Source organism: Streptomyces sp. NPDC048644 (assembly GCF_043199105.1).
GTDB lineage: Bacteria > Actinomycetota > Actinomycetes > Streptomycetales > Streptomycetaceae > Streptomyces.
The window spans coordinates 327,221-339,576 of the sequence record NZ_JBICVO010000003.1; the positions used below are offsets into that span (position 1 = coordinate 327,221).

General features: G+C 72.6%; 10 protein-coding genes. 7 read left to right on the plus strand and 3 right to left on the minus strand.

Translation table 11 applies throughout. The annotated features are described in order from the left end of the window. The first annotated feature begins 95 nt into the window (after positions 1–95). Both ACGFNI_RS08500 and fdhD read left to right on the plus strand, forming a co-directional pair. Positions 96–1,352: an FAD-dependent monooxygenase gene (locus ACGFNI_RS08500; protein ID WP_393681827.1), complete on the plus strand. Its 1,257-nt coding sequence runs from the start codon at positions 96–98 to the stop codon at positions 1,350–1,352. Positions 1,353–1,661: 309 nt separating this feature from the next. Then, on the plus strand, positions 1,662–2,549 hold the full coding sequence (fdhD, locus tag ACGFNI_RS08505; RefSeq protein ID WP_393681828.1) for a formate dehydrogenase accessory sulfurtransferase FdhD: 888 nt from the start codon (positions 1,662–1,664) through the stop codon (positions 2,547–2,549). Positions 2,550–2,653: 104 nt separating this feature from the next. Here fdhD and ACGFNI_RS08510 read toward each other — a convergent pair whose 3' ends face one another. Further along, the gene (locus ACGFNI_RS08510; RefSeq protein ID WP_393681829.1) at positions 2,654–3,100 is read right to left on the minus strand and encodes a MarR family winged helix-turn-helix transcriptional regulator; all 447 of its coding nucleotides are present in this window, start codon (positions 3,098–3,100) and stop codon (positions 2,654–2,656) included. 112 nt (positions 3,101–3,212) lie between these two features. Here ACGFNI_RS08510 and ACGFNI_RS08515 point away from each other — a divergent pair, with 112 nt between their 5' ends. Beyond that, positions 3,213–4,154 (plus strand): zinc-binding alcohol dehydrogenase family protein, encoded by a 942-nt coding sequence (locus ACGFNI_RS08515; RefSeq protein ID WP_393681831.1) that lies wholly within the window; start codon positions 3,213–3,215, stop codon positions 4,152–4,154. Positions 4,155–4,380: 226 nt separating this feature from the next. Next, positions 4,381–6,396, plus strand: a complete 2,016-nt coding sequence (locus ACGFNI_RS08520) for an exo-alpha-sialidase (RefSeq protein WP_393681832.1) — start codon at positions 4,381–4,383, stop codon at positions 6,394–6,396. A 50-nt stretch (positions 6,397–6,446) separates the two neighbouring features. On the opposite strand, the gene ACGFNI_RS08525 is transcribed toward ACGFNI_RS08520, so the two are convergent. Further along, positions 6,447–7,511 (minus strand): bile acid:sodium symporter family protein, encoded by a 1,065-nt coding sequence (locus tag ACGFNI_RS08525; RefSeq protein ID WP_393681834.1) that lies wholly within the window; start codon positions 7,509–7,511, stop codon positions 6,447–6,449. Between the two features lie 181 nt (positions 7,512–7,692). On the opposite strand from ACGFNI_RS08525, the gene ACGFNI_RS08530 reads away from it, so the two are divergent. The 3 genes from ACGFNI_RS08530 (at position 7,693) to ACGFNI_RS08540 (ending at position 11,745) form a co-directional block, all read left to right on the plus strand. Then, a complete protein-coding gene (locus ACGFNI_RS08530; protein ID WP_393681836.1) occupies positions 7,693–8,556 on the plus strand; it encodes a LysR substrate-binding domain-containing protein in 864 nt (287 codons plus the stop codon). A gap of 403 nt (positions 8,557–8,959) precedes the next feature. Continuing rightward, complete coding sequence (locus ACGFNI_RS08535; protein WP_393681837.1) at positions 8,960–10,786, plus strand: AMP-dependent synthetase/ligase; 1,827 nt, start codon at positions 8,960–8,962, stop codon at positions 10,784–10,786. Positions 10,787–10,911: 125 nt separating this feature from the next. Beyond that, complete coding sequence (locus ACGFNI_RS08540) at positions 10,912–11,745, plus strand: aldo/keto reductase (protein ID WP_393681838.1); 834 nt, start codon at positions 10,912–10,914, stop codon at positions 11,743–11,745. Between the two features lie 66 nt (positions 11,746–11,811). On the opposite strand, the gene ACGFNI_RS08545 is transcribed toward ACGFNI_RS08540, so the two are convergent. After that, positions 11,812–12,273 (minus strand): hypothetical protein, encoded by a 462-nt coding sequence (locus ACGFNI_RS08545; protein WP_393681839.1) that lies wholly within the window; start codon positions 12,271–12,273, stop codon positions 11,812–11,814. Positions 12,274–12,356: the final 83 nt, after the last annotated feature.

Sequence of the window (12,356 nt, forward strand, 5' to 3'; positions counted from 1 at the left end):
CCTCGCCAACTGCTGGGAGAATGAACCCCCTTGGGGCCGGCGGCACCGTCGGCAGGAAGCGCCGGATCCCCGGCGCCCGGCAGGGGGCGACAACCATGCGCAACAGCGGGTTCACGACGGCGGGGGCCGACATCGCGATCGTCGGCGGCAGCGTCGCAGGCTGCGCGACCGCGCTCGCCGCACACCGCGCGGGCGCCGGCCGGATCACCGTCTTCGAGCGGGCCGCCGGACAGCTGGCCGACCGCGGCGCCGGCGTCGCGGTGCACAACGACCGCTACGCCGAACTGGCCGCCGCCGGCTACCTCGACGCCTCGATGCCGTGGGTCCGGCTGACCACCCGCCGCTGGTACGTCAGGGACGGCCGCGCCCCGTTCGGCCGGGAGATCGCCGCCCTGCCGTTCCCGTTCCGCTCCTCCTGCTGGGGGCCGCTCTGGCGGGAGTTACGGCGGCGGCTGCCGGCGGACGTCACCTTCCGCGCCGGGGCGACGGTGCGCGAGGTCGCGGCGACGGCCGATGGCGCCACGCTGCGCTGCGCAGGCGAAGGCGCAGACGACACCCACCGCTACGACCTGGTCATCGGCGCCGACGGCTACCGCTCGGCGGTGCGGCAGGCGGCGTTCCCCGGTGTCCGGCCCGCCTACGCCGGTTATCTGGCCTGGCGCGGCGCGGTCCCCTGCGAGCTGCTCGCCACCCTCGACCTGCCCGGCATGCCGCCGTCCGGCTGGGCCGATGAGGACTGTGTCTACGCCGTCTTCCCCGGCGGCCACGTCATCATCTACCGCATTCCCGACGGCCGGGGCGGCCACCGCGCCAACTGGGTCCTCTACACCACCCCGCCCCCGGGCCTCGGCCTCCACCTGGACACCCCCACCAGCCTGCCGCCCGGCACTCTCTCCGACGCGCTGCACACCCATCTCCGCCATGTCGCCGACGAGTTGCTGCCCCCGTACTGGGGCGGACTGATCCGCCTGACACCCGCCGCGGAACGCTTCGTCCAGCCGCTCTACGACTTCACCGCGCCCGACTACGTCTCCGGAAGGCTGCTGCTGGCCGGCGACGCGGCCACCGTCGCGCGACCGCACACGGGGGCCGGCGCGGTCAAGGCGCTCCAGGACGCCGCCGCACTGGAGCGGGTGCTGCACACCGTCCGCGAGCGGCCCGGTTCCCTGGCGGCGTACGGCAGCGGGCGGGGCGCGACCGGCCGGTCGATGGTGGAGCTGGGTCGGCGGCTCGGCCGGTGGCTGGTCCTGGAGACGCCGGACTGGCCGGCGCTGGACCGGGAAGCGCTGGCGCGGCAGTGGGCCGCTTCCGATGCCTCGGGGACCTTCGGCGGGAACGAACTCCGTTCCTGAGAACGGGAGTTGACCGAAACCCTCCCCTCACCACACCCCTCACCTCCACCCCCTTGCCGGTCGCGGGCCGAATACTGTAGACAATGCCTGCTCACCTTGTCGGCCGCCCGGAGCGCCGGCGCACGCCGCTCATGGCGCCGTCCGCCGCCCCGTCCGGCACGTACAGGACAATGAGAGCGTCAAGGGCCGAGGCCACAGGGCCGCAGCACGGTCCGGTGGCCCCCGGCGGCCCCCGCACGGGAACCGCTTCGGCCGGCCGCACAGAGCGCACCGGACGAGCTGCACCGGTGAGGACGGGACTGATCAGACATGGGACGGGTCACCGAGCGACGCCGCGTCATCCGCATCCGCGACGGGGTGCAGACCACCACCCGCCCGGACACGCTCGTCGCCGAGGAGCCGATGGAGATACGGCTGGGCGGCAAGCCCCTGGCCATCACCATGCGGACACCGGGTGACGACTTCGCGCTGGCCGCCGGCTTCCTCGTCAGCGAGGGAGTCCTGGCGTCCGCCGACGAGCTGGCGCACATCGTCTACTGCGCGGGCGCCGTCGGCAGCGAGGGGACGCCCCTGGCCGTGGCCGAGGGAGGCGTGAACACCTACAACGTCGTCGACGTGCGCCTGGCGCACGGCGTGCCGGTCCCCGACATCACCCTGGAGCGCAACGTCTACACCACGTCGTCCTGCGGCCTGTGCGGCAAGGCGAGCCTGGACGCGGTGCGCACCACGGCGCGCTGGGCGCTCGACACCTCCGACGACACCCCGGTCCGGATCGACCCGGCGACCCTGAGCGTCCTCCCCGACCGGCTCCGGGCCGCCCAGCGCGTCTTCGACCGGACCGGGGGCCTGCACGCGGCGGCGCTGTTCAGCACGGACGGTGAACTGCTCGACATACGGGAGGACGTCGGGCGGCACAACGCCGTCGACAAGATCGTCGGCCGGGCGCTGCAACAGGGCCTGCTGCCGCTGTCGTCGAGCGTGCTGATGGTGTCGGGGCGGGCGTCCTTCGAGCTGGCGCAGAAGGCGGTGATGGCCGGCATCCCCGTCCTCGCGGCCGTCTCCGCTCCGTCCTCGCTCGCCGTCGACCTCGCCGCCGAGACCGGCCTGACGCTGGTCGGCTTCCTGCGCGGCGCCTCCATGAACGTGTACGCGGGCGAGCACCGGATCGCCCTGCCGGCCCCGGCAGGGCGGGCCTGAGGCCCCCCGCGACACGGACCGGCGGGCCGGCCGGCGAAAAGCGCGCCCCCTGCGCCGCCGGCCCGCATACGGCCCGCTCCCCGGGGCCACACCCCGGGTGGCCTTCAGCCCTCCCCGGGTCGCACGATCCGGGTGAGCAGGGCGACCAACTGGGCGCGCTCGTCCGGTGTCAGGGCCGCGGTCAGTTCCGCGTTGGCCTCATCGCCGAGCTTCTGCGTACGGCGCAGCCTGCGCCGTCCCTCGGCGGAGATCTCGACGGCGTTCTTCCGCCGGTCCCTGGCGTCGGGACTGCGGGTGACAAGACCGTCCTTCTGGAGGTCGTTGACGACGGCGACCATGTCCTTGGGGTCGATGCCCAACGTGCGGCCCAGGTCCGCCTGTGAGACCGGGCCGCTCTCGGCGACGGCCGACAGCACGGCGTGATGCATCATCCGCATCCCTTCGGCGGCCAGCGCATCGGCGACGAGCCGGTGCCCGCGGGCGGCGGCACGGCCCAGCAGCCAACTGGGGAGCACACGGATACGACTGGGGGCGTACGGGGTGTCGGCCATGGCGCCAGGCTACCGAGAATCCATGGGGACTCCCAACGGAAAAACGTTGGCGGTCCCCATGGATAGCGATTACCATTGGTCCCCCCAACGAAATCTCCGGAGGTATCCGCCCATGCGGCGCATTCGGCATTACACCTACGGCGGCCCCGAAGTCCTGCGCGCCGAAGAGGCCGAGCCGCCCGTCCCCGGCCCCGGCGAACTCCTCGTGCGGACGGCGGCGATCGGCGTCACGCTGCCGTGCGTGCGCCGGGTGCGCGGTGACGGCAACGGCGGCGGCGACCCGCTGCCCGGCGTCATCGGCGGCGAGATCGCCGGCGAGGTCGTCGCACTCGGCCCGGAGACCACCGGCTTCGCCGTCGGCGACCGCGTCACCTCGCTCACCCTCACCGGCTCGTACGCCGAACTCGCCCTCGCCCCGGCGCTCCTGGCCAGCCACATCCCCGACGGCGCGAGCGCGGTGCAGGCCGTCGCCCTGGTCCGCGGCGGGCACGTCGCGCTCGCCGCACTCGACACCGCGGCGCCGACCGGCACCGAGTCCGTCCTGATCACCGGCGCGGCCAGCGGTACCGGACACCTCGCGGTCCAGCTGGCCAAGCTCCGGGGCGTGCCGCGCGTGGTGGCGGCCGTCGGATCCGAGGCCAAGGCGGACTTCGTGCGCGCACTGGGTGCCGACGAGGTCGTCACGTACGACCAGGCATCCTGGGGCGAGCCGGCCGATATCGTCCTGGACGGCGTGGGCGGCGAGCTGCTGCCGCGCGCACTCGGCGCGCTGGCCACCGGCGGCCGGCTGATCTTCTTCAACTCCGGCGGCGGCACGGTCCCGGCGTACGAGCTGCTCGCCGGGTCCAAGACCCTCACCGGGCTGACGATGCGGCACTTCTCCACCGCGCACCGGGAGCTGTACGACCGGCACCACACCCAGCTGTGGGAGCTGGCCGGCTCCGGTCGGCTGCGGGCTGCTGTGCATGCCGAACTGCCGCTTGCCGACGCGTCGAAGGCGCACGCGATCATCGAGGCCCGCAGCAATCTGGGCAAGGTCGTGCTGCGGCCGTGACACCGTCGGGCGCCGGGCGCACGGCAGCGGTACGCGCCCGGCGTACGCGGCGCCGACGGCGCGCCCGCCACGGTCCGGGCGGGTGAATTCCGGTCCGGGACGGGCCAACCGGCGCACACTCCTTGTCGCGCTGTAGCGGCGGCAGTACGTTCCGTCACAGGACATGGGACGTGGGATGTCCTGTCCTGATGACCGACGCCCGACGCCTCGAAGGGCAGGCCGGACCATGACGTCAGTTCTCCGCGCACACTCCACTCCCCGCAGCAGACCCCGGCGGCGCGCCATCGCCGTCTTCGCCGCACTGGCCACCGCGGCGCTCACCCTGCTCCCCACCACCCAGGCCGGTGCCGCACCCGGCCGCACCGCCACGCTCCCGGCCTGGGCGCGGAGCACCGGCCCGGCGGGCGGGTTCGACCAGCAGGTCCTCTTCAGGGCGGACAGCGAAGAGGGCTACGCCTGCTTCCGCATACCGGCCGTCGTCGAGTCGACGCGCGGCACCCTGCTCGCCTTCGCCGAGGGGCGGGTGCACGACTGCGGTGACGCCGGCGACATCGACCTCGTCCTCAAGCGCTCGGCCGACGGTGGCCGCACCTGGGGCCCGCTCCAGGTCGTCAACGAGGGCGGCGGCGACACCCACGGCAATCCGATGCCCGTCGTCGACCGCCGCACCGGCCGCATCGTCCTCGCCGAGACCTACAACACCGGCCGCACCGACGGCCTCAACTGCGCCATCCCCTGCGACCGCACCCCCCATCTCCAGTACAGCGACGACGACGGCGCCACCTGGTCGGCGCCCCGCGACCTCACCCCCGCCATCCGGCCCCCGCAGTGGAACTCCTGGTACACGACGGGCCCCGTGCACGGCATCCAGCTCACGCGCGGGCGGCACGCGGGACGGCTGATCGTCGGCGTCAACGCCGAGAGCTACGCGGACGGCCGGGTCACCGCCAACCACGCGGCCCTCGTCCACAGCGACGACGGCGGTGACACCTGGCGGGTCGGCGCCGTCGACAGCTGGCCGATCGCCGCGGTCACCGCACCCCGGGTGCCGTCGACGAACGACGGGAGCCCGCAATGGGCCGGCACCTTCCGCCAAAAACCCTCCGAAATGGCCCTCCTGGAACGCTCCGACGGCTCGGTCTACGTCAACGGGCGCGAGCAGGACGGTACGGACCTCGGCCACCGCACCGTCGCGGTCAGCCAAGACGGCGGCGACTCCTTCAGCACCCCGTTCCGCGCACTCCCCGACCTCTACACCCCGATGGTGCAGGCATCGGCGCTCCGCCTTCCCCCGTCCCACACCACCGGCGGCCACGGCCGGACGCTGCTCGCGGCGCCCGCCGACCCCGAACGGCGCCGCACCATGACCATCCGCTCCTCCTGGGACGAGGGCCGCACCTGGGAGGGTGCCGACCGGGGCGCCCGCGTCACCACAGACTGGTCCGGCTACTCGGACCTGGTCGCCATCTCCCCCGACGTCACCGGCCTGTTCTACGAAGGCGGCGCCGCCGACGCCCGCGACGAACTGCGCTTCGCCCGCTTCACCCAGCAGTGGCTCGGCCCACGCCGCGCCCCCGATCCGACGACCCGGGACACCGCCCCGGGCGCTCCCGGCGCCCTGGTCCTGGGCGGGGCCAGGACCACCGACGGCGTCTTCGGCCGCGCCCTGGCCTTCGACGGCAGCGACGACGCGGTCCGCTTCCCGTTCCGCGCTTCGCTCCCCCTGGGCACCGACGCCTTCACGTGCAGCCTCTGGTTCCGTTACGACGCGACCGGCGGCGAGCAGCCACTGCTGTGGATGGGCGGGTCCGGCGCCGCGGCACCGCAGGTCACGCTGGTCGGCGACCCGGCGCACGGCAGGATCACCGGCCGGCTGACCGCCGTGGAAGGCGCGACGCGCCCGGCCACCGCCGCGGTCTCCACGGCGGGTTCCTACAACGACGGGCGCTGGCACCATCTCGCCCTGCGCCGCGGCGGCGGACGGCTGCGGCTGACCGTGGACGGCGCGGCGACCACGACGGCGCAGGACGTGCCGGGCTCGGTCAGCCGCGGCTCCGTCTTCGGCGTGCACCTCGGCCAACGGCTCGACGGCCGGGCGCAGTTCACCGGCGCGCTCGACGAGGTCGGCGTCTACCGCAGGGCGCTGACCGACCAGGAGCTGACCGGCCTGCGCACCACGGGCGCCGCACCGTCAGGGCCGACGGTGCTGCGGCTCCCGCTCGACCGGGTACGGGGCCGCTGACCGCGACCGGGCCCGGCGGTCCGCCGGGCCCGGGTACCTGCGATCCGCCGCTATCCCCGGGAACTCCCGGCGCCCACCGCGGCCTCGTCGGCGGCCGGCCGGCCGCTCACCGCCGGTGCGTCCGGGGCGACCGCTTCCTCCGCCGCCTGCGCCGCGTACCGCTTCGCCAGCACCGCGCAGACCATCAGCTGCATCTGGTGGAAGACCATCAGCGGCAGCACCGCGAGGCCGGCCTGCGCGCCGAACAGCACGCTGGCCATCGGCAGCCCCGCCGCCAGGCTCTTCTTCGACCCGGCGAAGGTGATGGCGATCCGGTCCTCGCGGTGGAAGCCCAGCTTCTTCGAGCCGTAGGACGTCGCGGTCAGCATCGCCGCGAGCAGCACGGCCAGCACACCCACCAGAATCAGCAGCCGCAGCGGCGACACCTGGCTCCAGATGCCTCCGACCATGCCGGCGCTGAAGGCGCTGTAGACGACGAGCAGGATCGAGCCGCGGTCCACGAAGCCGAGCAGCTTCTTGTGCCGGGTGATGAAACCGCCGATCCAGCGGCGCAGCAACTGGCCCGCCAGGAACGGCAGCAACAGCTGGCAGACGATCGAGACCAGCGAGTCGGCCGAGAAGCCGGCGCCCTCGCCGTCCAGTACCAGCGCGGCGAGCAGCGGCGTGACGACGATGCCGATGAGGCTGGAGAACGATCCGGCGCAGATCGCCGCCGCGACGTTGCCCCGCGCGATGGAGGTGAAGGCGATGGAGGACTGGATGGTGGACGGCACCAGGCACAGGAACAGCAGCCCGGTGTAGAGGTTGGCGGGCAGGACGTGCGGCACCAGCACGCGGGCCGCCAGGCCGAGCACGGGGAAGAGCACGAACGTGCAGGCCAGGGCGGTCAGATGGAGCCGCCAGTGGCGCAGCCCTGTCATCGCCTCGCGGGTGGAGAGGCGGGATCCGTAGAGGAAGAAGAGCAGCGAGACGGCGCCGGTGGAGGCGCCGTCCGCGACGGTGGCGGCCGGGCCGGACGCGGGCAGCAGGGCGGCGAGCCCGACCGTCCCGAGGAGCGCCAGGATGTAGCCGTCCACGGGCAGCCAGGAGGGCAGGGAAAACGAAGGGCGGCGCATGGATCTCACTTCAGGTCGTTCGGCGGTCACGGGTGGCATGGACGGTGCCCTCGCCAGATTGCCGGTCGCCCCGACGATCGGGAACCCCGTTTACCGTGGTCACTGTCATCACGAATGATGATGCCCGTCCGGCCTGCGGCTTCAAGAGGCGCGCCGCACTTCTACGCCATTGAGGTGGCCGATGTTCGACCCCGTACAACTACGCACTTTTCTGACCGTCGCGCAGACGCTGAGCTTCACCCAGGCCGCACAGCGCATGGGGCTGCGGCAGTCGACCGTGAGCCAGCACGTACGCAAGCTGGAGGAGGCGGCCGGGCGGCGGCTGTTCGCCCGGGATACGCACGGCGTCGAGCTGACCGAGGACGGTGAGGCCATGCTCGGCTTCGCCCGCACCATCCTGGAGGCGAACGAGCGGGCCGCCGGGTTCTTCGCGGGGACGCGGCTACGCGGCCGGCTGCGGTTCGGCGCGTCCGAGGACTTCGTGCTGACGCGGATGCCGGAGGTCCTGGAGGGGTTCCGCCGCGAGCACCCCGAGGTCGACCTGGAGCTGACCGTCGAGCTGTCGGGCACCTTGCACAAGCTGCTGGCGGCCGGCCGGCTCGACCTGGTGCTGGCGAAACGGAACTCCGACGAGGCCCGCGGGCAACTGGTGTGGCGGGACCGCCTGGTGTGGGTGGGCACCGACCGGCTGCGGCTCGATCCGCACCGTCCGGTACCGCTGGTCGCCTTCCCGCCGCCCGCCGTCACCCGCGCCCGCGCGCTGGACGCCCTGGAGCGCCAGGGCCGCGCCTGGCGCATCGCGTGCACCAGCGGCAGCCTGAACGGGCTGATCGCGGCGACCCGCGCGGGCCTCGGCGTGATGGCCCACACCCTCGGCATGATCCCGCCCGGCCTGGTACGCCTCCCGTCCCGGACCGGACTGCCCGAACTGGGCGACGTGGACTTCGTCCTGCTGTACGGCCGGCGCTCCGGCGCGGAGCGCGGACCCGCCGAGGCGCTGGCCGACGCGATCCTGGCCGGCGGCGACCGACTGCACCTCCCCTAGGCGGACGAGCGCACGGACAGATCTCCGCAAAACCCCCGAACCCCCCTACCCCTACCGTCGATTTCCAGCCGTCCCGAACTGTTGTGCCCTGCACGCCCCGGACCGTCGCGGCTACCACTCCCCCGGGGGCCGCTCACGACCCGTACCGGCCCGCCACAGTGGTCGGAACCCGCGCCGTAGAGCCGAAAACCCTGCAGAGATTTGGTGCAGATAAAGCCCCGGCGTGGTGATCGTTCCGCACCGAATCGACCGGATCATGTCCTGTCTTCTCCGGAGTGACCCGGTTTCGCCGGATGACCAAGGACTGTGCAACCGGGCGCGGGGCATGGTACGGACCTCCCGCGTGACGTTCCTGTGGGGTACGGTCGCGGCCCTGTGAGGAGTACCACGAGGAGCTGGGTCATTGCGCGAGTTCACCGTCCCGCCTTTGGCGACCGCGCCCCGGGTCGGCGGGCTGGCGGACGCCGTCTTCGACCACGCCGACACCGATCCCGGACGGATCGCCCTCGCGCGTAAGGACGACGAAGGGCACTGGAAGGACGTCACCGCGGGGCAGTTCAGGGACGAGGTGCTCGCCCTCGCCAAGGGCCTGCTCGCCCAGGGCGTCCGCTTCGGCGACCGGGTCGGCATCATGTCCCGCACCCGCTACGAGTGGACCGTTTTCGACTTCGCCCTGTGGTCGATCGGCGCCCAGACCGTCCCGCTCTACCCCACCTCGTCCGCCGAGCAGGTCTTCTGGATGCTGCACAACGCGGACGTCTCGGCGTGCCTGGTCGAGCACGAGGACCACGCGATGACCGTCGGCTCGGTCATCGACCGGCTGCCCCAACTGCGCAAACTGTGGCAGCTCGACGCGGACCCGGTGGCGGAACTGACCGCTGCCGGGGCGCACATCGACGACGACGTCGTGCACCGCCACCGGATGGCGGTCACCCCCGACGCCACGGCCACGCTCATATACACCTCGGGCACCACCGGCCGCCCCAAGGGCTGCATCATCTCGCACGCCAACTTCATGGCCGAGGCCGACAACATCGTCGAGCGCTACGAGTCGGTGTTCCACGCCAAGCCGGGCGACGAGGCGTCCACGCTGCTGTTCCTGCCGCTGGCGCACGTCTTCGGGCGGATGGTCCAGGTCGCGGCCGTCCGCGGCCGGGTCAAGCTGGGGCACCAGCCCGAGCTGAGCGCCCGCGCGCTGCTGCCCGACCTCCAGTCCTTCCGGCCCAGCTTCATCCTCGCGGTGCCGTACGTCTTCGAGAAGGTCTTCGCCGCGGCCCGGCGCAAGGCGGAGTCCGAGGGGAAGCTCGGCCCGTTCGACAAGGCCGTCGACGTCGCGGTCCGCTACGCCGAGGCCATGGAACACAAGGCGTTCGGCACCGGCGGCGGGCCCGGCGCCTCGCTGCGGATGCAGCACCAGTTCTTCGACAAGGTCGTCTACAGCAAGGTCAGGGAGGCGATGGGCGGCCGGGTCCGGCACGCGATGTCCGGCGGCTCGGCGATGGAACGCCGCCTCGGCCTGTTCTTCGCCGGCGCCGGAGTGCGGATCTTCGAGGGCTACGGCCTGACGGAGAGCACCGCCGCCGCCACCGCCAACCCGCCCGAGCGCACCCGCTTCGGCACCGTCGGCACCCCGATCCCCGGCACGACCGTGCACATCGCCGACGACGGCGAGATCTGGCTGCACGGCGGCCAGATCTTCCACGGCTACCTCAACGACACCAAGTCCACCGACGCCGTACTGCACGACGGCTGGTTCGCCACCGGCGACCTGGGCGCGCTGGACGAGGACGGCTATCTGACGATCACCGGCCGCAAGAAGGAGGTGCTGATCACCTCCGGCGGCAAGACGGTGTCACCGGTGGTCCTGGAGGAGCGGGTGCGGGCGCACCCGCTGGTGGCGCAGTGCATCGTCGTCGGCAACAACAGGCCGTTCATCGCGGCGCTTGTGACCCTCGACCCGGAGGCCGTCACACACTGGCTGACGATGCGGGGCAAGCCGGAGCTGCCGCCGACCGACCTGGTGCGCGACCCCGATCTGGAGACCGAGATCCGGCGCGCGGTGGTCGCCGCCAACACCCTTGTCTCGCAGGCCGAGTCGATCCGTACCTTCCGGATACTCGCCAACCAGTTCAGCGAGGAGCACGGGCTGCTGACGCCGTCCCTGAAGCTGAAGCGCAGGGCGATCGAGGCGGCCTACCTGGTCGAGGTGGACGCGCTGTACCGGAGCTGACCGGCCGGGCGGAGCCGACGGATCGGGTGATTCTCCGCATGTCGTGGGCCGGTGCGGGAATGCGGGAGCGCGGATGATCGTTGTCATTCGCGAACACGAAAGCCGACGTAAGGATCGCATTCCCCGTGAGCCAGGTCCCCACCATCACGCTCAACAACGGCGTCTCGATGCCGCAGCTCGGATTCGGCGTCTGGCAGGTGCCGGACGACGAGGCGGCCACCGCCGTCGGCCACGCCCTTGAGGCGGGCTACCGCAGCATCGACACCGCTGCCATCTACGGCAACGAAGAGGGCACGGGAAGGGCCATCGCCGCTTCCGGCATCGCCCGTGACGACCTGTTCGTCACGACGAAGCTCTGGAACTCCGAGCAGGGCTACGACTCCACTCTGCGCGCCTTCGACGCCTCTCTCGCCAAGCTGGGCCTCGACCACGTCGACCTGTACCTCATCCACTGGCCGCTGCCGGCCAAGGACACGTACATCGACACGTACCGCGCCTTCGAGAAGATCTACGCGGACGGCCGCGCCAAGGCCATCGGCGTCTCCAACTTCCGGCCCGCCCACCTGGAGCGGCTGCTGGGCGAGACGTCCATCGTGCCCGCGGTCAACCAGATCGAGCTGCACCCGCAGTTCGCACAGGCACAGGCCCGCGCCGTGCATGCCCGCCACCGCATCGCGACCGAAGCCTGGTCGCCGCTGGGCCAGGGCAAGGGACTCCTGGAGGATCCGTCGCTCGCCCGCATCGCGGACAAGCACGGCAAGACCCCTGCCCAGGTCGTGCTGCGCTGGCACCTCCAGCTCGGCAACGTCGTCATCCCGAAGTCGGTGACCCCCTCGCGCATCGCGGCGAACATCGACGTCTTCGGCTTTGAGCTGGACGACGCCGACCTCGCGGCCATCGCCGAGCTGGACAACGGCACCCGGCTGGGCCCGGACCCGGACACCTTCGACGTGGCCTGACCCGACCGTCCCCTCGCAACGGCGCCGCCGCCCCGTCACCGTGGAGCGGCGGCGCCGTCGTGTCCGTCAGCGGCGGCGGCACCGCCTGCCGCGCCGGGAGCCGGACGGGCAGCACCAGCGCACCCCGGAGCTGAGCAGGCCGAGGCCGATCCCCATCATCCAGGTGTCCTTGGCCAGCGGGATGCCGTCCGGGGTGGGACGCAGGCTGCCGGATTCACGCATTCCGGGAAGGCGCAGGTAGAGACCGACGAGGCCGGCGGAGAACCCGGTGAGGCCGAGACCGGCGATCCGGCTGGGCACGAAGGGGGCGAGCAGGGCGCCGCCGACGGCGAGTTCCGCGCAGGCCAGGAGCTTGGTGAACTTCTGGGCCTCGATCTTCTCCAGGAAGGGGTACGCCGTGCAGGCCATGCCGTGCACGCCCTCGGCCGTCGCCTGGTCGGCGTGGAGTTTGCCGAGGCCGGAGTTGAGGATGAACGCGCCTGTGGCGAGGCGCGGGGCCACGTCGCGCGGATCGGGCACCAGCTTCATCGGAGCCTCCATCGATCGGGTCGTCGGCCCCCTCACCGAGCTTAGCCAGCGGACTCCGGGGCTGCCACGCCGCCGGGAGACGG